The sequence below is a fragment of the Haloarchaeobius iranensis genome (genome assembly GCF_900103505.1).
Taxonomy (GTDB): domain Archaea; phylum Halobacteriota; class Halobacteria; order Halobacteriales; family Natrialbaceae; genus Haloarchaeobius; species Haloarchaeobius iranensis.
Window position 1 is genome coordinate 162,991 of the sequence record NZ_FNIA01000006.1, and the last position, 22,143, is coordinate 185,133.

The window sequence follows — 22,143 nt, forward strand, 5'->3', positions numbered from 1 at the left end:
AGCGTCGGGAGTGCCTGTGCCAGCCCCGTCATCCTACTCACCCCAGTCCTCGGCCAGCTCGGGCGCCACGTCCAGCGTGACGGGGTCGGTGTCGATCACTTCGAGCTCGGCACCGCAGGTGGTACAGTCGACGATCTCTCCGGCTTCGAGGTCCTCGTGCAGGGACAGTGCTGCCCCGCATTCGACGCATTCTGTCATCACCTGACGTTCGAGCCCGACATCACTTAAAGATTCCGAACCTACAAAATAATTTACAAAACCAGCAATGCCTCTAACTGGTTTGAAGCGACCAATAACGTGTGAACCCGGTTTCTACTATCGAGTTCTAAATATGTCGTCCCCGTCGGGGGACTGGTGGCAGTGGTGGGCGTGGGGCCACCGCGGCGTCGTGCTCAGACATGGTCGGTCACCTCTGCGGTGAGTTCGTCGTGGGCGGCGGCGATACCCTCGGCGATGCCCTCGACGACCGCCCGGTCGCTGGTGAGGGAGCGCTCGGCCTCGTTCAGCGCGTCGGCGACGGCGTCGGGTGCGGGGCCGCCGGCCGAGTCGCGCATCGTCACGCTGGCGGCCGGGTCCAGCGCCGTCTCGACCGCCTCGCGCTCGACGTACGCCGCGATGGACTCGCCGAGGGTCTGCTCGGTCGCCTCGTCGATGATGGCGTAGTCGGGCTCGGTGCCGGCCGCGCTCGCGAGCTCGCCGGCCGTCGCGACGACCTCGTGGGCCGTGCGGAACGGCAGGCCGGCCATCGCGAGCAGGTCGGCGACGCCCGTCGCGGTCGAGAAGTTCGAGCCGGCCTCCGCGGCCAGCGTCTCCTCGTTCCACGTCGCCGTGGCGACCCCGCCCGCCGCGACCTCGGTCGCCTCGGTGACGGCGTCGACCGTCGCCCAGACGTGCGGCGTCGCGTTCTGCAGGTCGCGGTTGTACGCGCGGGGCAGCCCCTTCAGCGTCGTCAGCAGCCCCGTCAGACTGCCCGAGGCGTCGCCCGCGACCGAGCGGACGAGCTCGAACGTGTCCGGGTTCTTCTTCTGGGGCATGATGGAGGAGGTCGACGAGTAGTCGTCCGAGAGTTCGAGGTAGCCCTGGTTCGCGAAGAGGACGACGTCCTCCGCGAGCCCCGACAGCGTGGTCGCGAGCGCGGCCAGCGCGGCCGCCGACTCCACGAGGAAGTCACGGGCGGCGACGGCGTCGGTCGCGTTCGTGATGACCTCGTCGAAGCCGAGCAGCTCGGCCGTGCGCTCGCGGTCCACGTCGAAGGGCGTGCCGGCGAACGCGGCCGCGCCGAGCGGCGACCGGTTCACGCGCTCGAAGGCGTCGAGGAGGCGCTCGGTGTCGCGCGCCAGCGCCGACTCGTACGACAGCAGGTAGTGCCCCACCGTCGTCGGCTGGGCGTGCTGCAGGTGCGTGAAGCCGGGCATCGTCGTCTCGGCGTGCGCCTCGGCGGCCTCGAACAGCACGGCACGCAGGTCACAGACCGCCGTCGCCGCGTCGAGGAGGTCCTCGCGCAGGCGGTACCGGATGCAGGTCGCCACCTCGTCGTTGCGCGAGCGGGCGGTGTGCATCTTCCCGCCGTCGGGGCCGACCTGCTCGACGACGGCCGTCTCGATGGCCTCGTGGACGTCCTCGCCCGCGGGCAGGGCCGCGTGGCCCTCGACCTCGACGACGTTCAGCGCGGTGAGTATCTCGGCGGCGATGTCGTCCTCGATGACGTCCTGTTCGGCGAGCATGACGACGTGCGCGCGGTCGACGGCCACGTCGGCCGCGAAGATGCGCTCGTCGGCGGCGAGCGACGAGAGGAAGCCACGGGCCGGGCCGCCGCTGAAGCGGTCGCCGCGGACCGCGGTCCCGTCGCTCCCGCCGAGGCTGTCGCCGTCGTCGCCGTCGAGGGTGAACTCGCCGTCGTCGCCGCCGAAGCCGGCCATCTCAGTCGTCCGCGGTGAGTTCGACATCTGTCTCGTCCTCGTCCGTGCCGCCCGCGTTGGCGAGGCGGGCCTGGAAGCCGTGGTACTTGGCGACGCCCGTCGCATCCGCCTGTGCGATGCCGTCGACGGTCTCCGTGTCGAACGACGCCGCCGACTCGGAGTAGACGGCGTGCTCGCTCTCGCGACCGACCGGGCGGACCGTCCCGCCCTGGAGCTTCACCGTCACCGTGCCGGTCACGTTCTCCTGGCTCGCCGCGACGTAGGCGTTCAGCGACTTCATGATGGGCGCGTCGATGAGCCCCTCGTAGGCCTTCTTCGCCCACTGGTGCTCGACCTGGGGCTTGAACTCGCGCTCGTCGGCGGTGAACACGAGCTGTTCGAGCGCCTCGTGTGCGGTGAGCAGCACCGTCGCGGCCGGGTGCTCGTAGTTCTCACGCACCTTCAGGCCGAGCATGCGGTCCTCCATCATGTCCGTGCGGCCGACGCCGTACGCGCCGGCGTACTCGTTGAGGAACTCGATGAGCTCGACCGCATCGAGCTCGCCGCCTTCGCCGTCGGCCGTGGTCGCCGAGACGGGGTAGCCCTGCTCGAACTCGACGGTGATGGTCGTCGTCTCGCCCGTGGGCGCGTCGGTCCACTCGTAGATGTCCTCCGGCGGCTGGTAGCTCGGGTCCTCGAGGTTCTTCCCCTCGACCGAGCGGCTCCAGAGGTTCGTGTCGACCGACCAGTCGCCCTCGTTGCCGCCCTCGACGGGCAGCTCCTTCTCGGCGGCGTACTCCTGCTCCCACTCGCGAGTGAGCCCGAGTTCGCGCACCGGCGCGATGACCTCGAGGTCGGAGTCGCGCCAGACTGCCTCGAAGCGGAGCTGGTCGTTGCCCTTGCCCGTACAGCCGTGAGCGATGCCGGTACAGCCCTGCTCGATGGCGACCTCGAGGATGGCCTCCGCGATGACCGGGCGGGCCATCGCCGTGCCGAGCGGGTAGCCCTGGTACGTCGCGTTCGCGGTCACGGAGTCGAGGCAGAGCTCGGCGAACGCCTGTTTCGCGTCGACGACGTAGTGCTCCAGCCCGAGCGCCTCGGCCGTCTCCTCGGCCTCGTCGAACTCGGCCGCCGGCTGGCCGACGTCGACGGTGACGCCGATGACCTCGTCGTAGCCGTACTCCTCCTCGAGCAGCGGGACACAGACCGTCGTGTCCAGCCCGCCCGAGAACGCGAGTGCTACCTTCCCGCCCGATTCCTGTGTGCTGCCGTCCGATGTCGTGTGTGTCATTGAATGTCGTGGAAACTGGCGGACTGACGTCCGCCGGAGTTAGTTGCAAACTGTGCCCAGCGCTGGGGATGAATGAGTGTGGCCCTAACGGGCCGGTCGTGGTCGCGGTCGTCGGACGGCAACACCGCTCGCCGAAGAAGTGCGAGCGCGGAAGTCGCGGTGTTGCCTCATCGTACTCACTCATACAACGAGGCCGCTATTAAAGCCTTGCGGGCAGGCAACGCTTGCACGTCAGGCGATTTCGCGGTTCGTGCGAACACCCCGCACGAATTGGCCGTGGTTTTTTACACCACCCCGGATAACTGGCGCCCATGTTCGATGGAATCGACGACAGAGGCGACATCGAGGCCGAGTCGCTCCTGCTGGTCATCCTCGGCCTCGTCGTCGTCTGGATCGCACTGGAGGTCATCAGCGAGCTGCTCGGCCTGCTTGGCTGGCTCCTCGGGCCGTTCAAGCCGGTGCTCGGGCTGGCCATCGTCGTCATCATCGTCCTGTGGCTGACCGACCGCCTCTGACCGCCAGCCTCTTCTCCCGCGACTGCCGAGTACGACCGTGTTCAGCCTGAACGTCCCGGTCCCCGGCTCGGTCTCGCGGCTCGCCCACGAGCTCCAGCCGGCGCTCTTTGGCTTCGAGCGCGTCCGCGACGAACACACCCTGCTGGCAAAGCGCATCGGCGACCCGGACCACTTCGACGCCCGCACCCACGAGGTCCGCCGCGCCCTCCGCGGCCAGCCCGCCTTCGAGGTGCAGGTCACGGGCGTCGACTACTTCGCACAGCCCACCGTCGGCACCGCGCCGGTCGTCTACCTCGCCGTCGAGAGCCCCGGCCTGCGCGAACTGCACGACTCGCTGGTCGACGAGTTCGGCGCAATCGACGGGCTGGAGGGCGAAGACTACACGCCACACGTGACACTCGCCCGCGACGGCGACATGGCGAGTGCGGAGCGTGCTGCAGAGTACGACGTGGAGCCGGTGACGTGGACCGTGACCGAGCTGGAGTTCTTCGACGCTCAGTACCGGGAGGTCGCCGGGCGCATCTCGTTGCCAGCCTGAGAGCTTCCTGGCCCGTGTGAACCTGCATCCCCCATCGTGGTACCGCGACCCTCGGAACCCTTATCCCTCAGCCGCCTGAATATATTATCGTAATGGCAAACGGTAAGGTTGACTTCTTCAACGACACAGGCGGCTACGGTTTCATCGAGACTGAGGATGCGGACGAGGACGTTTTCTTCCACATGGAGGACGTTGGCGGACCGGACCTCGAAGAGGGACAGGAGATCGAATTCGACATCGAGGACGCCCCGAAGGGCCCCCGCGCGACGAACGTCGTCCGTAACTAACTACGAGTTTCGTCCGTCGCATCCCGCGACCGGCCGATAATTTCGTTCTACAACCCTCACACTCCCGAGCGGCTGCTCCACACGTCACCAGAGTCGGTTTCGGTGCCTCGGACGGCCGACGAGCGGCTGTATTCGGCGTATCCCGAACAGGCTCACGAGCGGACGGAGAACCTGGCTGCGACGCCGTAGTCCGTCTCGTAGTCGGTCTCGGCCTCCTTCTCGGACGTGACGCCCCAGTACACGAACCGGTACTCCCCGCTCCTGAGCGGCGCACAGACCTGGTACGTCGGTGAGTGGCGAACTGCGTCCGACGCACCGTCCTGTGTGAACGTGAGTTCCCACCGGAACCCGTCCCCGGGGCTGTGCGTCACGCCTTCGTCCGACCAGCCTGCGAACACCTCCTCGCGGCCGAAGACGGTGCGCCATCGGTCCGTGTCGCGGTACTGGATGTCGAACTTGCCCTTGTTCCCGGTGCTGTTGGTCTCGCCCGAAACGTTCTCAAGCGTCGCGACGAGCGTCTCGCCCACCGACATAGACCGGTCCTCGATTGCGAGTCGATACCCGGCGAGTCGGCCGTAGCTCTCCACGACCCAGTACGGTTCGATTGACTGGTACCCATCACGGCAGGACTCCGCCGTGCCAGCACTCCCGTCGGTTACCGGAGCGGTCGTCCCAGGCTCTGTCGGGGCTGGCGTCCCGGAGACGGTCTCGGTATGGCTAGTTGTCTGCTGGCCCGTCGTAGGCTCCGGACCGTTTCGGGTGCCGGTGGTGGAGAGACAGCCTGCGGCCGCGCAGGATAGAGTGGCGGTAACGGTCAGGAGCTTCCGGCGGGTCGGACGGCACATATCACAGTGATGGTATCCCCGGTTGCAAGTAACCTTCGTCGACCTACAAACCCGTCACGGCTGCGGCGGCTCGCCGTCGTAGCCGTCCATATCCTGGTAGAAGTTCAGCATCGCGAACTTCAGCTTCTCCGGCTGGAGGTCCAGCATCTCGTCGCGCTCCTCCACCGGGAACGTGTCCCGGACGCTGTACTTTCCCATCTCACCCTTGCTCTTTGCGGTGTAGCGCTCGTCGAGCAGGATGCGGACACCGAAGTCCTCGGGCGAGCGGATGACCCGGCCGATGGCCTGTCTGGTCTTCCTGATGGTGGGGATCTCGACGGCGTAGCGCCAGCCGGCCTCGCGCTCGCCCTTGCGGCCGAACGCCTCGCCGTAGGCCTCCTGGACGGCCTCGGCGCGGTCGTCGAGGTGTGGGTACGGTACGCCGAGGACCACGACGGAGCGGGCGTCGTCGCCGTCGAAGCTCACCCCCTCGGAGAGGGTGCCCCACAGCGACGTGAACAGCACGCCGTTCTCGTCGTCGGTGAACCGCTGGCGCAGGTCCTCCGCGCGGACCCCCGGCTCGTCGAGGTACACCGTCGCGTCGGTCTCGCCGCGCAGGCGGGTGGCGTAGCGCTCGGCCTCGGCGTAGTTCGGCGTGAACACGAGCGTGTTGCCCGGGGTGAACCGCACCGCGTCGGCGAGCGTCGAGCCGACGGTCTCCTGTACGTCGGCGTCGTTGCGGGCGCTGGCGAACAGCGCCGGGGTCGAGACGGCGTAGGTGCGCCGCCGTTCGGGCGGGAACTGCAGCCCGAACGCCATCGTCACCGGCTCGGTCAGCCCGAGCACGTCGTTGGTGACGTTGAACGGGCGCAGGGTCGCGCTCATCAGCACCGTCGCGTGGACCTCCTCGAACAGGTCCCGCGTCACGTCCTGCGGGATGCAGGTGTACAGCTCCGCTCGCCCGTACACCTCGTCGGTGCCCTGGTCGCGACGGACCGAGGCGACCGGGTAGAGCCCCTCGTCGGTGCCCTCGCGCATCCACGCCCCGACGAAGCCCGCCGCCTGCAGGGTCTGTGACTCCTGTCTGGTCGTCGCCTCGCCGTTCTTGTACGCCTCCTCGTAGGCGTCGTCGAGGTCCGAGCCGAGCGTCACCGCCGCCTCGAGGTCGGTCTTGTAGCCCGGGCCGCTGTACAGCCGGAGGAACGCGAGCGTGAGGTCGTCCCGTTTGTCCTCGTTGGCGACGGTCACGTCGACCCAGTCGTCGCCGACGCGCTCGCGTTCGCCGAAGCCGAACGACTCCTCGTACGTCTCCACGAGCGCGTTCCGGAACGGCCGGAGGACGTTCTCCGCGCGCTCGGCGCGGCTGTCGTCGCTCTCATCCAGCTCCTCGAGCGCCGCGTCGAGCGTCTGCTCGGTCAGCGTGCGGGTCGCGTGGTCCCGGGCGGCACCCTCGACGTTGTGCGCCTCGTCGAACACCGTGATGACGTCCTCCGGCTCGCGCCCCAGCCAGCGGAAGAACTGCTCGCGGATGTTCGGGTCGAGCAGGTGGTGGTAGTTGCAGACGACGAGGTCGACGCCCTCCATCGACTCCTTCAGCAGCTCGTAGCCGCACATCGTCCGCTCACCCGCGTAGTCGTACACGTCGTCCGGCGTGCGCACGTCGTCGAACAGCCACGACCGGAACCCCTCGACGTCGCCGGTGAGGTTGTTCCGGTAGTGGTCGCAGACGTTCTTCTCCTCCGAGATGGCGGTGGCGCGCTCCTCGACGCTCTCGAGCTCGTCCACGACCGCCTGCCGGGCCTCCGCGGCGTCGGTCTCGCCCGTCTGGGCCTGTGCCAGCAGCTCGCGCTCGCGCTCGCGGAGCTCCGCGGCCTCGCGCCGCGTGTCGACCAGTTCGCGGGTGTTGTCGCGGAGCACCTGGCACTCCTCGTAGCCCACGTCGATGTGACACATCGAGGCCTTCCCACGGAAGACGACCGCGCGGATCGGCTCCTGTCTGGTGATGGCCCGGGCTTCCGCGACGAACTGGCGCATCTGCTGGTGGACGTCGGTCGTGATGACGACCGTCTTGTCGGCGTCGCGTGCGTACTCCAGTGCCGGGGCAAGCGCCGAGAGGGTCTTCCCCGTCCCACAGGCACCCTCGAACAGCACGTCCTGGCCGCGCTCCAGGGACGTATGGATGCGCGTCATCGCGCTGTCCTGGTTGGCGTAGGGCGTGTCGTACGGGAAGAACCGCATGTACGCGTCGGTGTCGGCCACATCCGCCTTTGGCCGGCTTCGGATAAAATGGTTCGTGCCCGTCGGTCGTGGGACGGTACCGCCCGCCCCGCACGTGAGTTTACATATACTGTAAACCAAGGAACCGAGGAGTGGTCCGCGGACTCCAGGCGAGGGTTCAGAACCGTCGCCGTCTTCGAGCCGGCCGCGGTGCCCGCCGGCTCCGTCCCGACCGAGCAGTTCGAACGAGTCGCAGTCACGACCAGCAGTCCGACACGTGGTGCGCCAGTCCCACAGAGCTAAGAGCTATCGAGACATATGGTACCACATGCCAGTGCCCGGCTACGACCTCGACGATCTGGACGAATCACTCCGGGAACGCCTCGCACAGCGGGCCCTACAGGACATGCTCGACGACGACGAACTGGCTCGGCTGGAGGCCGGTGAGGGCCTGACCGACGTGCTCGAACCGGAGGAGATCAGTCGACTGCTCGAGACCGAGGCGAGCTGAGCTACGCCGCCGCGTCGGTGCCCGAACCGCCGTCGAGCCTCGTCTCCGGCTCGATATACACCGTCTTCACCGCGCTGTCGCGTCCCTTCAGCTCGGCCTCGATGGCGCCGATGGCGTCGTCGATCTCGGCGGTGTCGAGGCCGGCCTCGAACGAGACGTCGGCGGTGACGACGAGGCGGCCGGGACCGAAGTACACCGTCCGGAAGTCGTTGACGGAGACGACGCCGTCGCCGGCCGCGATGGCGTCACGGAGCTCGGACTCCTCGTCCGCGGGCATGGACTCGCCGAGCAGGAGGCGCTTGTTCTCCCACGCCAGCGCGACGGCGAAGAACATGAGCAACAGCCCGATGAGCAGCGCCGAGACGGCGTCGTAGATGGGGTTCCTCGTGGCCCGCGTGAGGTAGACGCCGAACAGTGCGATGCCGGCACCACCCATCGCGATGGTGTCCTCGGTGAACGCGGTGAGGGTGGTCACGTCGCTGGTCTTGCGGAACGCCTCGCGGTAGCTCGACCAGCCGTGTTTCTCCATCTGCAGCTTCAGCGCCTTGTTCGCCTTCCAGAGGGCCCAGGCCTCGAAGACGATGGCCCCGGTGAGGACGGCGTAGTTGACCCAGACCCCCGGGAACGTGAAGCCCAGCAGGGTCGGGTCCTGCATCTCGGGCAGGTGGGGGTGCATGATGGCGTTGTAGCCGTGCTTCGCGGACTCCCAGCCAGCGATACCGAACAGCAGCACGCTGACGAGGAAGGAGTAGAAGAACTGTGCCTTCCCGTAGCCGAACGGGTGGCTGCGGCTCGCGTCCTTGTCGGAGTAGCGGATACCGACCAGCAGGAACACCTGGTTACCCGTGTCGGAGATGGAGTGGTACGTCTCGGAGAGCATCGCCGGGCTCATCGTCAGGAGATACCCGACGAACTTCAGGATCGCGATCGCGCCGTTGGCGATGAGTGCGGCGATGACGACTGACTTGCTCGAGGCCATTGTCTACCCGACTGACATGCAGGCAAAAAACCGTTCCGGAGCGGCTTCGGTAGCCTCTCGGGCGGCGACGGCGCGTTTCAGGGGCCGGCGTACGTCCAGGTGGAGCCGTCGTCGGAGGGCCCGTCGACGCCGGGGAGCCGGGTGAGCCGCGGGCGGAGGAACGCCCACCACGCGTCGGGCGTGTCGTAGCCCGCCTTGTGGCCCGGGTACACCTCGCGCTTGAACGCCCGGTCGCTGGCCCGACCCTCCTCCGCGAGGTACTCCCAGGCGCGTTCGAGCGCGTCGCGCCGCCAGTCCTGCATCATCTCGCTCACGCCCGGCACGTCGAGCTCGGCGATGGTGCGCTGGACGGCCGCACGACGGGCCGTCTCGGGGTCGATGCTGCCGCCCGGATGGACGTCCGGGGAGAGGTAGTACGCCGTGAGCGCGTCGTCGCCGTCCACCAGCTCGGCCGCTTCGAGCTCGCCCGCTTCGACGAGCGCCGACAGCGTCGCGGCGACGTGGTCACGGCCCACGTCGAGCTCCTCGGCGACCCCCTCCGCCGTCCGCGGGCCGAGCGAGTCGAACGTCGCGAGGACGACTGCGCGGGGTGGTGCGTCTTCCGCCTCGGGACGCTCGCGCTCCTGTGCCATGCCCCAACGTTGCGGCGGCGGCACCAAAGTGGTTTCTGTCGAACGAAACGTACCTCATCCCCGGGGACCTACGACCGAGCATGCTCGTCGTCTGCTCAGACACGCACTCACACACCGTCCACGCACTGACCGGCCGGACCAGCGAAGCGGTCGGGGCCGCCGAACTCGTCGTCCACGCCGGCGATTTCGTCTCGCCGGACGCGCTCGATGCCTTCTACGAGGTGGCGTCCGAACTCCGCGCCGTCCACGGCAACGCGGACGGCCCGGCAGTCACCGAGCGCCTCCCGACCGCACGCGTCGTCGAGCACGAAGGCGTCCGCATCGCCGTGACACACCGCCGCAGCGGCGGCGCGACCGGCCTGGCGATGTTCGGCCGCGAGAAGGGGGCAGACCTCGTCGTCTCCGGGCACACGCACCGGCCGACGGTCGTCGACACCGGCGACGTGACCCTGCTGAACCCCGGCAGTCACGCCCAGCCGCGGGGGAACCGACCCGGCCACGCCGAGCTCGAACCGACCGACGACGGGCTCTCGGGGCGCATCGTCCAGCCCGACGGGACGCTCGTCGAGGAGTTCTCGGTGAGGGCGCGGGATCGCGACACACGGGAGTGAGCGCCGAGCAGCGGGTGTCAGACACGGGGATGTGGGGAGAGGGGTGCCGTAGCGTCGGTCGTCGGCCGACGTGCCCCGGGGTCGTGTGTCATGACAGGTGGAGGGCCGAAGCCCCGGGGTCCACGTCGACCAACGACACACGTATCAAAAGAGATACTGATAGCACAAAGCCGCGTTTCACCTACTGGTTCGCGGTGTACCAGTAGGCGAAGCCAGCGGCGAGGATGAGCGCCCCGCCGAGCAGGAACGCCAGTCCCGGGGAGACCGACGAACCGGCCGTGTCGGCCGCGACACGTGTCGCTGCCGTCGTCGTCTCGACCGCCGTGGTCGCCGTCTCGTTGGGGTTGTTCGCGACCGTCTCGGTCGACGGTGGGGGGAGCGGCTCCCCGCTCGGGGGGCCCCCACCGCCGAAGTCGAAGAACGAGCCGAGTCCGCCACCGAACGTCTGCTGGACGAGCAACGACCCCACCGCGAGCAGCCCGAAGGCACCGAGCAGTCGGGAGATAGCCGCCTTCAGTCCCGTCGACTGCTCCGAACCGCCGGCGAAGACCACGAGCGGCTGGTCGGCCGGCGCGTACACCTTCATCTCCCTTCCCTTCGCCGAGTACGCCGTATCCACCACCTCGATGATGTCGGCGTCCTCCAGTTTCTCCAGGTGGTACTGCGTGTTCTGGAGGGAGGTGTCGACCACGTCGGCGAGCTGGGAGGGTGTCGCGGGTTCGTCGTGGAGCGCGGTGAGCACCTCACGCGCCGTCGACGAGGAGAGTGCCCCGATGAGGTCGTCGGCGTCGTCGCTGTCGAGGCCGATGACGCGAGGCTCCGCGTCGTCGGCAGCCGACGTGTCCGGAGAGGAGGGCAACAGGTCCGCCATATCGTAGGGATGGGCATCGTCGAACATGAACGTTTGTATATCTTCGATAACTCTTTGTGTTTCCAGAATCGCAAGACAGCACCGCGATTGATAGCCGGTAACACACCACCGCCAGCAGTGATTTCCACGGGAAAAGATAACGGGACACTAGACCCACCGACCGACGGCTCGGCCCCATCAGTTCCCACCGGAAACGTCGAAACGCATTTGTCTCGAGCCACGAAACGAAGACCCATGCAGACACCCGTCCCCGCACAGGCCGACGGCTTCTTCGAGGACCCGTTCACGCTGTTCGTCGTCGTCGTGCTGCTCGCGCTCATCTTCTTCTTCTACCTGCTGTTCCGGCGCACCATGCTCGGCTTCAAGGAAGGCATGGAGGAAGGCTCGGGGAAGAACTAGAGCGCCGACTCGACCCGCTCCACCGTCGCCGCGACCGCCGCCTCGTCCACGCCCCAGTGCGTGCAGAACCGGACGACGTGCTCGCCGAAGGCCGAACCCAGCACGTCCTCGTCCGCACATCGGTCGAGGAACGTCTCCGCGGTCAGCCCGCTCTCCGACGTGTCCACGAGCACGATGTTCGTGTCCGGCTCGGTCGCCGAGAGGCCCGGAAGCTCGTCCAGCCCGGCCGCCAGCGTCCGCGCGTTCTCGTGGTCCTCGGCCAGCCGCTCGACGTTCCCGAGCGCCTGCAGCCCGGGCCCGGCGATGACGCCCGCCTGCCGCATCCCGCCGCCGAACAGCTTCCGGTTCCGCCGTGCGCGGTCGATGAACTCGGCCGGGCCAGCGAGGATGGAGCCGACCGGCGCTCCCAGCCCCTTCGAGAGACAGAACATCACGGAGTCGACGTGCTCGGTGATGTCGCTCGCCGGCACGCCCAGCGACACCGCGGCGTTGAACAGGCGCGCGCCGTCGAGGTGCACCGGCACGTCGAGCTCGTGTGCCGCCTCGGCCGCGGCCGCGATCTCGTCGGGCGTGATGGCCACCCCACCCTTCGAGTTGTGCGTGTTCTCAAGCGTCAGCAGGCCCGTGCCGGGCCGGTGCAGGTCCTCCGCGACGTAGCCCTCGCGAACCTGCGCGGGCGTCGGGGCCCCGCGTTCGCCCCCGTCGAACGTCCGCACCTGCAGCGACGAGAGCTGGGCCATCCCGCCGAGCTCCCACTTCACGACGTGGCTCTCCCGCCCCGAGAGCACCTCCTGGCCGCGGTCGGTGTGGGTGCGCACCGCCACCTGGTTGCCCATCGTCCCCGTCGGGACGAACAGCGCATCCTCCATGCCCACGAGCTCCGCCGCCTCCGTTTCGAGCTCGTTCACCGTCGGGTCCTCCTCGTACACGTCGTCGCCGACCGGTGCTGACGCGGCCGCTTCGCGCATCGCCTCGTCCGGCTTCGTGACCGTATCGCTGCGTAGGTCGATCATCGTGTGTGAGTGTGTGGGGACCGGGTGGAAATAGCTCGCGGTCCGACCGTGTGAACTGTCCGTGTCCGCGCAGCCGACCATGAGATGTGTTGACATATAACTTAAGATTCTGGCTCCCGTCTCTCCGACCATGTCCCACCAGGACGAGGAGCCACGCATCAGCTTCGGCACGGGTATCTACACCGAGGACGGCACGAAGATCGGCCACGTCCGCGGCTTCGACGAGCACGGCTTCTACGTGACAGCCGAGGACGGCATCGAGGGCATGAGCATCGGTCACCATCGTGCAGGCCACGAGTTCGGCGAGGGCGAGCTAATGTGGCGCTGCTGGGAGTGCGGCGAGATGGGCAAGCTCGACAGCGACCTCCCCGACGAGTGCCCGAACTGCGGCACCGAGAAGGAGGACATCTACTACTGGACCGAGGACTGACCGGCACACTTTTTCTCCGTCGGCCACCCACGTCGAGCCATGCGAATCGTCGTCTACGGCGCGGGCAGCCTCGGCAGCCTGCTCGGCGGCCTCCTCCAGCGCGGCGGGCACGATGTCACCCTCGTCGGCCGTGACCCGCACGTCGCCACCGTCCGGTCCGAAGGGCTCCGGGTCGAGACGCCCGGCGGCGTGGAGACCGTCCACCCCGACGCGACGACCGACGGAGCCGACCTCGACGCCGACCTCGCGCTCGTGACGGTGAAGGCGTTCGACACCGAGACCGCCGCACGCGACCTCGCCACCGGTAGCTTCGACGCGGTCTGCTCGCTCCAGAACGGGATGGGCAACGAGGCGACCCTGGCCGCACGCGTCGACTACCCCGTCTACGCCGGCACCGTCACCTACGGGGCCATCCTCCACGAGCCCGGCCGGGTCGAGTGCACGGGCGTCGGCGAGGTCGTGGTCGGCGTCCACGACGGCGGGACCGGCCCCGCGGACTACCTGCTCGAACGCGCCCTCGTCGACGGCGGCCTCGTCGCCGCGGTCGTCGACGACATGCCCCGCCGCCTCTGGGAGAAGCTCGCGGTCAACGCCGGCATCAACACCGTCACCGCGCTCACCCGCAGCGAGAACGGCGCGCTGCTGGACGGGGTCGCCAACGGGCTCGCCCGTGACGCCGCCCGCGAGACCGCCCGTGTCGCCCGCGGCCACGACGTGTCCCTGTCGAACCGCGAGGCCGTCGAGAGCGTCGAGGACGTGGCCGAGGCGACCGCCGCGAACACCTCCTCGATGCTGCAGGACATCCAGTCGGGCCGGCGCACCGAGGTCGACGCCATCACCGGCTACGTGGTCGACCGTGCCGGGGAGGTTCGGGACGCCGACGTCGACGTACCCGTCTGCGAGACGGCGACGCGGTTGCTCAGGGCGTGGGAGGCGGCGCGGGGACTGCGGTGAACCGGGTTGTCGAAAGTTTTACCTAACTAAGCTGTCAATCCGGCGGTATGGCGCTGCGCGACTCCGGACTGGCCCCCTCGCCCGTCTTCGTGCTCTTCTTCGTGGGAGTGGTGCTACTCCTGGTCGTCACGACCGCGCTCGGCATCGGTGCGGTACGGTACGAGTTCAGCTACACCGGGACGGTCGACGAAGCCGAGGGGGTGCGCTGGCGGTTCGACTACGAGGACCTCTCGGCCGAGGACAAACGGGTCGTGCAGCGAGCGATGGAGGGCGAACGGTTCGTCTTCGAGGACGAGGGGGCACTGCCCGGTCCCGGACGAGGCGACATCGCGATCAGGTATCAGAACGAGTGGCACGGGTTCGAGCGACGAACGTACTTCGAGCCGAAGACCGCGTTCGGGGCCGGGGCGATAGCGAGTGCGTTGGCCGGGGTCGCCTGTATCGGGGAGTCGATTCGACGGAAACGAGGGGACTGAACGCACGGCCCGGCTTCGACGCCCCGTGGTCGGCGACGGTGCCCGGCTTCGACGGCACCGACGGCGGTCACACCCGTGCCGTCACCCACAGCGCCGCGATGCCACCTACGAGCAGCGCGAACACGAAGCTCTCGACGCGGTAGAGCGTCGTCACCGCGAACGCCGTATCCGCGGGCAATCGGCCGATCTCGACGAGCAATCCCGTCAGCGCGCCCTCCACCGCACCCAGTCCGCCCGGCGTCGGCACCAGCCCGGCGATGGTGCTCGCGGGGACGATGAAGAACACGAGCAGGAGCCGCATCGACGCGTCGACGGCCCGGAGCGCGGCGACCATCGGAAGCGTGAAGAACAGCCAGCCGACGTAGGAGTAGCCGAGCGCCCGGGCGAGTTCCCGGGGCTCGCCGGCGATGTCCTCGATGGAGCCGTAGAACCGCTCGATGCGGCCGCGCGTCCCGTCGACGCTCACCCGGCTGGTCACGCGGGCGACGGGGCGGACCACCCAGACCACGAGTTCCTCGACCGCGTCGCGGTGCCGCCAAGCGAACCAGACCACGAGCGGGATGCTCACCGCGAGCAGCCCCAGCGCGAGCACGAGGTTCCCGACCGTCTCCGTGTCTCCGAGCGAGGTCTGGACGACGAGGTACGCGGTGCCGACCGCGGCGAAGTTGAAGAACGGGAGCAGGTTCAGGAGGTCCGCGGTGACGACGCTCGCGAGGCTCTGCTCGTAGTCCGCCTCGGTGTCCCGCGAGAGCACGTACGCGATGAACGGCTCGCCGCCGGCCTGCCCGAACGGGGTGACGTAGTTCGCAAAGGTCGCCGCGAAGTAGGTGACGACGAGCTTGCGATACGGGACCTCGACGCCGCCGACGGCGAGGACGATCTGCCACGCCCGGCCCCACGATGCCAGACAGAGGAACGTCGAGAGACAGCCGGCGGCGACCCAGACGGGGTCGGCCCTCCCGAGCTGGTCGAGCGTGCGCTCCCAACCGACTGCAGTCCCGAGCAGGTAGACGAGCAGCAGCGAGATGCCGAACCCGAGCCCCATCTTCGCGAGCGTCCTGCGACCGAACAGGTCCCCGAACGCCCCACCAGATGTCCCGCTCACACTACTCCATGTACCCGAGGTCCTGTAGTCGTTCCTTCGCGGTGTCGCTCATCTCGTCGAGCTCGCCGTCGCCGTCGTCGGTCGACCAGTTGCCGTCCCACTCGTCGGCGACGCGGTCCTCGAACTCGGCGAGGGCGGCCTCGACCTCGCGCTCGACCGGGTCGCCCTCGCCGCGACGGTCGTCGGTCTCGTCGGGGTCCTCGTCGAGCCGGTAGAACTCGTCGGGGATGCGCTCGTTGCGGACGTACTTGCCGTCCGCCCGGCGGGCCGCCCGCATCCGGGAGTAGAACCGGGAGTCCTCGTCGAGCGTGATGCCGGCGTCGGCGGCCTTCCCCTCGAGCTGTTTGAGCTCGACGACGGGCCGGGAGTACTCGACGAAGGCGTACTCGCCCTGCTCCCGGTCGCCGTGGGAGTCGTCCAGCAGCGACCGGGCAGGCTCCGGGTCGACGCCGCCGCCGACGGCCGTCTCGACGCCCGCGTGGTCGAGGACGGTGTGGTAGAGGTCGAGCAGCTCGAACTGCTGGTCGTACCGTCCCGGGTCGAGCGCCGGATGTTTGACCATGCAGGGAACGTTCACGAGCGGGTCGTAGATGCAGAACTCGTGGCCGTAGAGGCCGTGCTCCCCGAACAGCTCGCCGTGGTCCGCACAGACGACGACGAGCGTGTCCTCCCAGTGGCCCTCGGCCTTGAGCCAGTCGAACAGCCGCGTGAGTTCGGCGTCGATGTGGCGTATCTCGGCGTCGTACAGCCCGCGGATGTCGTCCCACTCGTCGTCGTCGATGTCGCGCGCCCCGGAGTTGTACTCCTTCGAGTTCTGGCACACCGTCGCCGAGTCCACGCCGGGGGCGAACGCCTCGCGGTGCTCCTCGGGTGGGTGGTACGGCAGGTGGGCGTCCATCAGGTTGACGAACTGGAACCAGTGCTCGCCGTCGGCCTCGGCCTCGGCGATGAACTCCTGCGTGCGGTCGATGACCTGCGGCGTCTTCGAGTCGGCGCCCTCGCCCGAGGCGGTGTACTCGTGTATCTTGTTCCCCACCGAGACCATCCAGTCGGCGACCCGTCGGAGGGTCGGGCTGTCGTTCATCGCCTTCCAGGCGCGGGCGATGGGTCCGGAGAGGAACTCGCCGGGCATCACCTCGAAGAAGTTGTCCTGGTCGTCGAAGCCGTCCGTGAGATGGGTGTACGGCGTGATCCACGCGTTCGAGGAGTAACACGCCGTCCGATGCGTCTCCGCGAGCGTCTCTGCGAGCGTCGTCGCCCCCTCCAGATACGGGTTCTCCTGGCTGGCCCCGTGCTGGCTCGGGTACAGCCCGGTGAACAGCGAGGCGTGCACCGGGAGCGTCCACGGTGCCTGCGCGACCGCACCCTCGTACACTGCGGCCTCCGATGCGAACGCCTCCAGGCCGGGCGTCGTCGGGCGGTCGTACCCGTAGACGGACAGATGGTCTTTCCTGACCGTGTCCATCACGACGAACAGGACGTTCCGCCCGTCTGTGGGGTTCATACTCGGCCTCGGGGGGACGAAGGATTAAGAACTGTTGTTTTGCCCGGAGCGAAGTCGGTTCGACGGCGGCGGCCTCAGAACGGGGCCTGCGGGCCTTCGTCCGTCTCGTTGCCGTCGTCGCCGTCCTCGACGGTCTCGCCGGGGAACGAGGGGGACTGGCCGCCGCCACCGCCGTGGCCGCCACCCTCCCCGCCGGTGTCGGCGTGGACCTGCTCTATCTCGGGGATCTCCTTGACCATGCGGCTCTTGATGGCCTGGATGGTCATCGGGGAGATACCACAGCCGGAGCAGGCACCGCCGAGGAGGATGGTGACCTCGCCCGTCTCGCGGTCGAGGTCCTGGATGGCCGCACTGCCGCCGTGCATCTGAATCTGCGGGAAGTTCCGACGGAGGAAGTTGGTGACGCGCTCCTCCAGGTCGTCGCCGCCCTGTGTCTCGGTGCTCATGCTCCGAGTTTCGGGACGGGCGTCCCTAAACTTTGCGCACCACGTATTCGCCCCGCGATGGCGGGTGTTCCCCTCCGTTCACCCGCGTCCGGCATGGCGCGAACGTTTATGCTACTCGGTATCGTCTCTCAGGCAGACATGAACGTCCTCACGGTGCTACTGGAGGCGATCGACGGGTTCCGAGACGGCGGTGCGACGGAGGCCATCTCGGAAGGGGTCGAGGAGGTCGCAGAGCAGGAGACCGGCCGCGAACTCTGACACCCGGCGCCGCCACCAGCCGTCGGGGAAGCCCGCCGGAACGGGACCCGACTACAGCCCGAACACCCGACGGAGCTCGCTCCGGATCTCCTCGCGGTAGCGTTCCATCACCGCGTCGAACTTCTCCTCGTCGACGACGACGGCCGTGAGCCGGTCGTAGGGGTCGTCGGGCAGCTCGACGGTGAACCCCTCGTCCTCGTCGTAGAACGGCTCGGACTCGTTGAGCACCTGCTGGTCGATGCCGTGGATGAGCGTCGAGTCGAACTCCTCGTTCATCGTCTCGAACGCGTTCTTGTAGGCGCGCTGGAGCTGGGGGAAGTAGTCGACGTACTTCTCGGCCTCGAAGCGCTCGGGGTCGAACTCGGTCATGCGTGGAGGAAGGGACAGGGCGGTCAAAAGTGGGGCGTTTCCGAGGTCCGGGAGTTGGCCGTCCTCGGGACACCGCCGTCAGCGCCGGCGCCGCTCGACCACGGCGAGCGACTCGTCGACGACCAGCTCGAACGGCTCCCTCCCTGTGTCGTGCGTCGATAATCGGCTCTCGTCTTCCATGGTCCGGGCGGGGGTCCTCTCACCTCGTCGGTACGACCACTGTTCGGCAGGAGCGACAAAAAATCATCCCGTGACCGTGTGCGGAGCCGAAGCTGGGTGGAGCCGCGCCGGGTCGCCCCGTGCGACCGAACACTCCCGCGCTCGCTACCGACCGGCGGCACCGTCGTGCGACACCGGGAGCCGTTTTCGTATAGTGGCATCCGATTTATTGGCGGCGGGCCGACGAGCAGCCGACGGACACAGAGACACCGCCTCAGGCAGCGAGCTGGCTGAAATCGGGATTTCACCTTGGAATCACGTTATGTGCGTCGCGAAAAAAGAGAGCCGTATGTCCCCACGAAAGAGACGCTCGTTCCTCGCGCTGGCGACGGCGACGGCCGCGTCGCTGGCCGGCTGTAGCACCAGTTCGACGCCGGGGAACGACCCCGCAACGGACGGGCCCACCGACCTCCCGACGACGGCGCCACCGGGCAGCCTCGTCGACGACTGGCAGTTCGACCCGGCCGACATCGGCCAGGGCGGTGGCGCCGGCTCGAATGGCGGCAGCGGCGGCGCGAACGTCACCTACTCCGCGCAGACCTCCACCGGGAACAGCGTCGGACTCGCCGCCGGCGGCGCGAAGGACGTGAACAACTTCCGCCAGAACGTCGAGGAGGGGTACCTCCCGCTGCCCAGCGACATGCCCTACGAGGGGCTCTTCTACGACTACTACTTCGACACCGGGAGCGCCGGCGACTGCGACTCGCTGTTCTGCCCGCGCTACGCACCCGCCGTCTCGGCCGACCCGCTGTCGGGCGAGACCGAACGCTACCTCTCGGTCGGCCTGAACTCCGGCCTCGACGCCGACGACTTCGAGCGGAAACGACTCAACTTCGTCGTCGTGCTCGACGTCTCCGGCTCCATGGACTCGCCGTTCGACGAGTACCACTACGACGAGGACGAGAGCGGCGACGAACCCGACTCCCGCCCGAAGATCGCTGTCGCCCGCGACGCGCTCGCCTCGCTGACGGAGCAGCTCCGCCCGGGCGACCGCTTCGGCGTCGTCCTCTACAACAACCAGGCGACGGTCGCGAAGCCGCTGAACACCGTCGAGACGACCGACATGGACGCCATCCGCGGCCACATCGAGGCAGACATCGAGGCCGGCGGCGGCACGAACCTCTCGGCCGGGCTGGACGAGGCCAGCGCCCTCTTCGACGACGTCGCCGACGCGGACCCCGACGTCTACGAGAACCGCATCGCCGTGCTCACGGACGCGATGCCGAACCTCGGCGACACCAGCGAGAGCGGTCTCCAGGGCCGGCTCGAGCGCGAGGCCGAGCGCGGCGTCCACGCGACGTTCGTCGGCGTCGGCGTCGACTTCAACACCGAGATCGTCGACGCCATCACGAGCGTGCGCGGCGCGAACCACTACTCAGTCCACTCGGCCGACGAGTTCGAACAGCGGGTCACCGACGGCTTCGAGTACATGGTCACGCCGCTCGTGTTCGACCTCTCGCTCGAACTCGACGCCGCTGGCTACGAGATAGAGACGGTGTACGGCACCTCTGCCGCCGAAGAGTCCACTGGCGAGGTCATGCAGGTCAACACCCTGTTCGCCTCGGACCGTGAAGAGGGGGCGACGAAAGGCGGGGTCGTGCTCGCGAAACTCCGTCAGACCGGTGAGAGCGGCTCCCTGCAGCTACGAGCGAGCTGGGAGGACAGAGCGGGCGAGACGAGCGAGACGACCGCGACGGTCACCTTCCCCGACGGGGGCCCGGAGCAGTTCGCGAACACGGGCGTCCGGAAGGCGGTCCTGCTGACCCGCTACGCCGACCTCTGCCGCAACTGGGCGGTCGCCATGCGCGAGGACGACGGCGAACCACCCGGTGACGGCATCAGCCCCGTCGAGTACGACGACCTCGGACGCTGGGAGCGCCAGTCGACCGACCTGGCCGTCTCGCCGGAGTACGCCGAGCGCTTCGAGTCGTTCGCCGACTACTTCGAGTCCGAGATGGCCGAAATCGGCGACGAGAGCCTTTCGCGGGAGCTTGCAGTGCTCGAGCAGCTGGTCGAGGCAGGTGTGACGACTCGGCGACTCGGACGGTGACGGTGTGACGTACGGCCGTTTCGAGGCCTGAACCGGCTTTTTTGTCCCGTTCGCGTGTTCTCTGGATGACAAGCTTCGGCCCTCGCTCGGTACTTCATAAACCACATGTCGAGATATAGAATAGCTTGCCGGCAGCGTGCCACCGACCGCGAGAACAGCCCTGTTCCCGCGGCGTCGCGACGGAAACCGGCCGCCGACGGTGACGACGGCAAGTATCTTCCGCACGTCGCGGTCCGAGCAGCCGGCGACGAGACGGACCACGGCGTCCGGGACACCGGGCGAGAGGAACACGACGACAACGCCCGCCAGCCCGTACTCACCGAGGCCGGTGTCGAATCTGTAGAGCGGTTCGGGTGCGACGACGACCTGCCGGCGGTCCGCATCCTCCGCGAGGAACCGAGTGCGGGTCACGGGCCGGGACTCGCGCTCGACGGGTTCTATCTGGCCTCGAGCCGTCGGTCGAGCCAGCCGGCGAGGTCCTCGCCCCAGTGACGCAGTCGTGTCGTCGCGAACACCGTCACCACGAGGCCCCCGAGGAGGTTGAACAGCAGGTCGAACATGCTGTCTTCGAGTCCGTAGAGGATGAGGACCGGTTCCTGCCCGAGCCTGATCGCGACCTCACGGGCGAGGAACTCCGCGACCTCCCAGAGTACGCCCATCGCGAGCACGAACGCGAGCACGAACAGACCGGTGAACGGCGGCGGGAGGTGGATGTCCTCCCGATGGACGTCGACGGCCCAGACGACGGTGTACGCGACGACGGCGACGACGGTCGCCGAGAACGTGTGGGTCAGGTGGTCCCACCACCAGACGCGGTCGTACAGCCCGATCATGCCGATGGAGTGCAGGAAGACGGCGGCGGTGACGACCAGCGCGAACCGTGGGTCGAGCAGGAGGTCACGGTCACGCGCGAGCACGGCGGGGACCAGCGTCACGCCGAAGCCCGCGAGCGCGTTCACGACGACGCTGACGTTGCGAGCGAGGACGCCGAACGCGAAGACCACGACGAGGCCGACCTGGAGGGCCCGATTCAGCAGCCGGAAGCGGTCCATACAGCGTGGTAGCTCCGGCGGCGACAAAAACCCACCCTCTGTCCTTCCATAGGGGACAGATTAGTAAGGCCGCGCCTCGTACGGAGGCGTGATGATGGCCATGACCCACGCGCTGGCGGGGCTCGTCCTCGCCGCGCTCGCAGTCGTCGTCGGTGGCGACCCGGCGACGGTCGCGGTGATGGGGCTCGCCGGGAGCCTGTTCCCCGACCTCGACATATACGCCGGCCACCGGAAGACGCTTCACTACCCGGTGTACGGGTGGATTCCGGCAGGGGGAGCCGTCGCACTCGCCGTCGCCGTCCCGACGAACGCGACCGTCGCGCTGGCGACGTTCCTCGTCGCCGTGGCGCTCCACCCGGTGATGGACATCTACGGCGGCGGCCTCGAACTCCGACCGTGGGAGGGCCGGTCCGAGCGCGCCGTCTACAGTCACTACCACGGGCGCTGGCTCGCGCCGAAGCGCCTCGTCCCCTACGACGGCTCGCCCCACGACCTGGGGACCGCGGCCGTGCTGGCAGTCCCGGCGATGACCCTGCCCGACCCCGTGCCGGCGTTCGCACTCGCGCTGCTCGCCGTCGGCGCGGTGTACGTGGCGCTCAGGAAGCGGCTCGCCGCGGTGTGGTCCGCGCTCGCCCGAGCGCTCCCCGAGCCGGTCGCACAGCACGTTCCGGCCCGGTTCTTCGAGTGACCGAGG

General features: G+C 68.3%; 26 protein-coding genes. 12 read left to right on the plus strand and 14 right to left on the minus strand.

Annotated features, from left to right (window positions below; translation table 11 throughout):
* Positions 1-33: 33 nt before the first annotated feature.
* From lysW to BLT27_RS07190, 3 genes are all read right to left on the minus strand, one after another.
* Positions 34-198 (minus strand): lysine biosynthesis protein LysW, encoded by a 165-nt coding sequence (gene lysW, locus BLT27_RS07180; RefSeq protein ID WP_089732366.1) that lies wholly within the window; start codon positions 196-198, stop codon positions 34-36.
* A 194-nt stretch (positions 199-392) separates the two neighbouring features.
* Positions 393-1,946 (minus strand): argininosuccinate lyase, encoded by a 1,554-nt coding sequence (argH, locus tag BLT27_RS07185; protein WP_368086027.1) that lies wholly within the window; start codon positions 1,944-1,946, stop codon positions 393-395.
* The gene (locus BLT27_RS07190; RefSeq protein WP_089732368.1) at positions 1,921-3,189 is read right to left on the minus strand and encodes an argininosuccinate synthase; all 1,269 of its coding nucleotides are present in this window, start codon (positions 3,187-3,189) and stop codon (positions 1,921-1,923) included. Before BLT27_RS07190 ends, argH begins: the two co-directional genes overlap by 26 nt.
* Before the next feature lie 311 nt (positions 3,190-3,500).
* On the opposite strand from BLT27_RS07190, the gene BLT27_RS07195 reads away from it, so the two are divergent.
* From BLT27_RS07195 to BLT27_RS07205, 3 genes are all read left to right on the plus strand, one after another.
* Positions 3,501-3,704 (plus strand): DUF7554 family protein, encoded by a 204-nt coding sequence (locus tag BLT27_RS07195; RefSeq protein WP_089732369.1) that lies wholly within the window; start codon positions 3,501-3,503, stop codon positions 3,702-3,704.
* Positions 3,705-3,741: 37 nt separating this feature from the next.
* Positions 3,742-4,242 carry a 2'-5' RNA ligase family protein gene (locus BLT27_RS07200; RefSeq protein WP_089732370.1) on the plus strand — a complete coding sequence of 167 codons (501 nt, stop codon included), beginning with the start codon at positions 3,742-3,744 and terminating at the stop codon, positions 4,240-4,242.
* 92 nt (positions 4,243-4,334) lie between these two features.
* Entirely contained in the window at positions 4,335-4,529 is a 195-nt protein-coding gene (locus BLT27_RS07205; protein WP_089732371.1) for a cold-shock protein, read from the plus strand.
* Between the two features lie 152 nt (positions 4,530-4,681).
* On the opposite strand, the gene BLT27_RS07210 is transcribed toward BLT27_RS07205, so the two are convergent.
* Positions 4,682-5,062 carry a hypothetical protein gene (locus BLT27_RS07210; RefSeq protein WP_139172271.1) on the minus strand — a complete coding sequence of 127 codons (381 nt, stop codon included), beginning with the start codon at positions 5,060-5,062 and terminating at the stop codon, positions 4,682-4,684.
* Between the two features lie 366 nt (positions 5,063-5,428).
* Positions 5,429-7,591 (minus strand): ATP-dependent DNA helicase, encoded by a 2,163-nt coding sequence (locus BLT27_RS07215; RefSeq protein WP_089732427.1) that lies wholly within the window; start codon positions 7,589-7,591, stop codon positions 5,429-5,431.
* A 307-nt stretch (positions 7,592-7,898) separates the two neighbouring features.
* Here BLT27_RS07215 and BLT27_RS07220 point away from each other — a divergent pair, with 307 nt between their 5' ends.
* Complete coding sequence (locus tag BLT27_RS07220; protein WP_089732373.1) at positions 7,899-8,081, plus strand: DUF8027 family protein; 183 nt, start codon at positions 7,899-7,901, stop codon at positions 8,079-8,081.
* A 1-nt stretch (position 8,082) separates the two neighbouring features.
* On the opposite strand, the gene BLT27_RS07225 is transcribed toward BLT27_RS07220, so the two are convergent.
* Together BLT27_RS07225 and BLT27_RS07230 are read right to left on the minus strand one after the other, a co-directional pair.
* Positions 8,083-9,060: a cation diffusion facilitator family transporter gene (locus BLT27_RS07225; protein ID WP_089732374.1), complete on the minus strand. Its 978-nt coding sequence runs from the start codon at positions 9,058-9,060 to the stop codon at positions 8,083-8,085.
* Between the two features lie 77 nt (positions 9,061-9,137).
* Positions 9,138-9,692 (minus strand): hypothetical protein, encoded by a 555-nt coding sequence (locus BLT27_RS07230; protein ID WP_089732375.1) that lies wholly within the window; start codon positions 9,690-9,692, stop codon positions 9,138-9,140.
* A gap of 80 nt (positions 9,693-9,772) precedes the next feature.
* Between BLT27_RS07230 and BLT27_RS07235 the strand changes: the two genes are divergently transcribed.
* Entirely contained in the window at positions 9,773-10,303 is a 531-nt protein-coding gene (locus BLT27_RS07235; protein WP_089732376.1) for a metallophosphoesterase, read from the plus strand.
* A gap of 181 nt (positions 10,304-10,484) precedes the next feature.
* Here BLT27_RS07235 and BLT27_RS07240 read toward each other — a convergent pair whose 3' ends face one another.
* Positions 10,485-11,174 (minus strand): ArsR/SmtB family transcription factor, encoded by a 690-nt coding sequence (locus BLT27_RS07240; protein WP_089732429.1) that lies wholly within the window; start codon positions 11,172-11,174, stop codon positions 10,485-10,487.
* A 234-nt stretch (positions 11,175-11,408) separates the two neighbouring features.
* Here BLT27_RS07240 and BLT27_RS19680 point away from each other — a divergent pair, with 234 nt between their 5' ends.
* Positions 11,409-11,573 carry a DUF7859 family protein gene (locus BLT27_RS19680; RefSeq protein ID WP_175526411.1) on the plus strand — a complete coding sequence of 55 codons (165 nt, stop codon included), beginning with the start codon at positions 11,409-11,411 and terminating at the stop codon, positions 11,571-11,573.
* Here BLT27_RS19680 and BLT27_RS07245 read toward each other — a convergent pair.
* Positions 11,570-12,586 (minus strand): threonine aldolase family protein, encoded by a 1,017-nt coding sequence (locus BLT27_RS07245; RefSeq protein WP_089732377.1) that lies wholly within the window; start codon positions 12,584-12,586, stop codon positions 11,570-11,572. The two genes, BLT27_RS19680 and BLT27_RS07245, sit on opposite strands and share 4 nt — an antisense overlap.
* Positions 12,587-12,716: 130 nt before the next feature.
* Between BLT27_RS07245 and BLT27_RS07250 the strand changes: the two genes are divergently transcribed.
* The 3 genes from BLT27_RS07250 to BLT27_RS07260 are packed head-to-tail and all read left to right on the plus strand — an operon-like array spanning position 12,717 to position 14,446.
* On the plus strand, positions 12,717-13,016 hold the full coding sequence (locus BLT27_RS07250; RefSeq protein WP_089732378.1) for a DUF7130 family rubredoxin-like protein: 300 nt from the start codon (positions 12,717-12,719) through the stop codon (positions 13,014-13,016).
* A gap of 39 nt (positions 13,017-13,055) precedes the next feature.
* Positions 13,056-13,970: a ketopantoate reductase family protein gene (locus tag BLT27_RS07255; RefSeq protein WP_089732379.1), complete on the plus strand. Its 915-nt coding sequence runs from the start codon at positions 13,056-13,058 to the stop codon at positions 13,968-13,970.
* A 47-nt stretch (positions 13,971-14,017) separates the two neighbouring features.
* The gene (locus BLT27_RS07260; RefSeq protein WP_089732380.1) at positions 14,018-14,446 is read left to right on the plus strand and encodes a DUF7979 domain-containing protein; all 429 of its coding nucleotides are present in this window, start codon (positions 14,018-14,020) and stop codon (positions 14,444-14,446) included.
* A 67-nt stretch (positions 14,447-14,513) separates the two neighbouring features.
* Here BLT27_RS07260 and BLT27_RS07265 read toward each other — a convergent pair whose 3' ends face one another.
* From BLT27_RS07265 to BLT27_RS07280, 4 genes are all read right to left on the minus strand, one after another.
* The gene (locus BLT27_RS07265; RefSeq protein WP_245707651.1) at positions 14,514-15,551 is read right to left on the minus strand and encodes a lysylphosphatidylglycerol synthase transmembrane domain-containing protein; all 1,038 of its coding nucleotides are present in this window, start codon (positions 15,549-15,551) and stop codon (positions 14,514-14,516) included.
* A gap of 1 nt (position 15,552) precedes the next feature.
* The gene (locus tag BLT27_RS07270) at positions 15,553-17,055 is read right to left on the minus strand and encodes a sulfatase family protein (RefSeq protein ID WP_089732381.1); all 1,503 of its coding nucleotides are present in this window, start codon (positions 17,053-17,055) and stop codon (positions 15,553-15,555) included.
* Between the two features lie 74 nt (positions 17,056-17,129).
* Positions 17,130-17,501: a NifU family protein gene (locus BLT27_RS07275; protein ID WP_089732382.1), complete on the minus strand. Its 372-nt coding sequence runs from the start codon at positions 17,499-17,501 to the stop codon at positions 17,130-17,132.
* A 309-nt stretch (positions 17,502-17,810) separates the two neighbouring features.
* Entirely contained in the window at positions 17,811-18,128 is a 318-nt protein-coding gene (locus tag BLT27_RS07280) for a DUF5783 family protein (protein ID WP_089732383.1), read from the minus strand.
* Between the two features lie 508 nt (positions 18,129-18,636).
* Between BLT27_RS07280 and BLT27_RS07285 the strand changes: the two genes are divergently transcribed.
* Together BLT27_RS07285 and BLT27_RS07290 are read left to right on the plus strand one after the other, a co-directional pair.
* Positions 18,637-20,397, plus strand: a complete 1,761-nt coding sequence (locus tag BLT27_RS07285; RefSeq protein WP_089732384.1) for a vWA domain-containing protein — start codon at positions 18,637-18,639, stop codon at positions 20,395-20,397.
* A gap of 105 nt (positions 20,398-20,502) precedes the next feature.
* On the plus strand, positions 20,503-20,889 hold the full coding sequence (locus BLT27_RS07290) for a hypothetical protein (RefSeq protein WP_089732385.1): 387 nt from the start codon (positions 20,503-20,505) through the stop codon (positions 20,887-20,889).
* Here the strand turns inward: BLT27_RS07290 and BLT27_RS07295 are convergent.
* Entirely contained in the window at positions 20,835-21,449 is a 615-nt protein-coding gene (locus BLT27_RS07295; RefSeq protein WP_089732386.1) for a DUF2238 domain-containing protein, read from the minus strand. The genes BLT27_RS07290 and BLT27_RS07295 overlap by 55 nt on opposite strands.
* Before the next feature lie 91 nt (positions 21,450-21,540).
* Between BLT27_RS07295 and BLT27_RS07300 the strand changes: the two genes are divergently transcribed.
* The gene (locus BLT27_RS07300; protein ID WP_089732387.1) at positions 21,541-22,137 is read left to right on the plus strand and encodes a hypothetical protein; all 597 of its coding nucleotides are present in this window, start codon (positions 21,541-21,543) and stop codon (positions 22,135-22,137) included.
* The last annotated feature ends 6 nt before the right edge of the window (positions 22,138-22,143 follow it).

What these genes read in the sequence shown, in the direction of transcription:
- BLT27_RS07260 (WP_089732380.1), top strand. Translation starts at nt 14,018, where the DNA reads ATGGCGCTGCGCGACTCCGGACTGGCCCCCTCGCCCGTCTTCGTGCTC.
- BLT27_RS07275 (WP_089732382.1), bottom strand. Translation starts at nt 17,501, where the DNA reads ATGAGCACCGAGACACAGGGCGGCGACGACCTGGAGGAGCGCGTCACC.
- BLT27_RS07280 (WP_089732383.1), bottom strand. Translation starts at nt 18,128, where the DNA reads ATGACCGAGTTCGACCCCGAGCGCTTCGAGGCCGAGAAGTACGTCGAC.
- BLT27_RS07230 (WP_089732375.1), bottom strand. Translation starts at nt 9,692, where the DNA reads ATGGCACAGGAGCGCGAGCGTCCCGAGGCGGAAGACGCACCACCCCGC.
- BLT27_RS07215 (WP_089732427.1), bottom strand. Translation starts at nt 7,591, where the DNA reads ATGCGGTTCTTCCCGTACGACACGCCCTACGCCAACCAGGACAGCGCG.
- BLT27_RS07245 (WP_089732377.1), bottom strand. Translation starts at nt 12,586, where the DNA reads ATGATCGACCTACGCAGCGATACGGTCACGAAGCCGGACGAGGCGATG.
- BLT27_RS07210 (WP_139172271.1), bottom strand. Translation starts at nt 5,062, where the DNA reads ATGTCGGTGGGCGAGACGCTCGTCGCGACGCTTGAGAACGTTTCGGGC.
- BLT27_RS07290 (WP_089732385.1), top strand. Translation starts at nt 20,503, where the DNA reads ATGTCGAGATATAGAATAGCTTGCCGGCAGCGTGCCACCGACCGCGAG.
- BLT27_RS07300 (WP_089732387.1), top strand. Translation starts at nt 21,541, where the DNA reads ATGATGGCCATGACCCACGCGCTGGCGGGGCTCGTCCTCGCCGCGCTC.
- BLT27_RS07190 (WP_089732368.1), bottom strand. Translation starts at nt 3,189, where the DNA reads ATGACACACACGACATCGGACGGCAGCACACAGGAATCGGGCGGGAAG.
- BLT27_RS07250 (WP_089732378.1), top strand. Translation starts at nt 12,717, where the DNA reads ATGTCCCACCAGGACGAGGAGCCACGCATCAGCTTCGGCACGGGTATC.
- lysW (WP_089732366.1), bottom strand. Translation starts at nt 198, where the DNA reads ATGACAGAATGCGTCGAATGCGGGGCAGCACTGTCCCTGCACGAGGAC.
- BLT27_RS07195 (WP_089732369.1), top strand. Translation starts at nt 3,501, where the DNA reads ATGTTCGATGGAATCGACGACAGAGGCGACATCGAGGCCGAGTCGCTC.
- BLT27_RS07205 (WP_089732371.1), top strand. Translation starts at nt 4,335, where the DNA reads ATGGCAAACGGTAAGGTTGACTTCTTCAACGACACAGGCGGCTACGGT.
- BLT27_RS07220 (WP_089732373.1), top strand. Translation starts at nt 7,899, where the DNA reads ATGCCAGTGCCCGGCTACGACCTCGACGATCTGGACGAATCACTCCGG.
- BLT27_RS07285 (WP_089732384.1), top strand. Translation starts at nt 18,637, where the DNA reads ATGTCCCCACGAAAGAGACGCTCGTTCCTCGCGCTGGCGACGGCGACG.
- BLT27_RS07235 (WP_089732376.1), top strand. Translation starts at nt 9,773, where the DNA reads ATGCTCGTCGTCTGCTCAGACACGCACTCACACACCGTCCACGCACTG.
- argH (WP_368086027.1), bottom strand. Translation starts at nt 1,946, where the DNA reads ATGTCGAACTCACCGCGGACGACTGAGATGGCCGGCTTCGGCGGCGAC.
- BLT27_RS07225 (WP_089732374.1), bottom strand. Translation starts at nt 9,060, where the DNA reads ATGGCCTCGAGCAAGTCAGTCGTCATCGCCGCACTCATCGCCAACGGC.
- BLT27_RS07255 (WP_089732379.1), top strand. Translation starts at nt 13,056, where the DNA reads ATGCGAATCGTCGTCTACGGCGCGGGCAGCCTCGGCAGCCTGCTCGGC.
- BLT27_RS07240 (WP_089732429.1), bottom strand. Translation starts at nt 11,174, where the DNA reads ATGGCGGACCTGTTGCCCTCCTCTCCGGACACGTCGGCTGCCGACGAC.
- BLT27_RS07270 (WP_089732381.1), bottom strand. Translation starts at nt 17,055, where the DNA reads ATGAACCCCACAGACGGGCGGAACGTCCTGTTCGTCGTGATGGACACG.
- BLT27_RS07295 (WP_089732386.1), bottom strand. Translation starts at nt 21,449, where the DNA reads ATGGACCGCTTCCGGCTGCTGAATCGGGCCCTCCAGGTCGGCCTCGTC.
- BLT27_RS19680 (WP_175526411.1), top strand. Translation starts at nt 11,409, where the DNA reads ATGCAGACACCCGTCCCCGCACAGGCCGACGGCTTCTTCGAGGACCCG.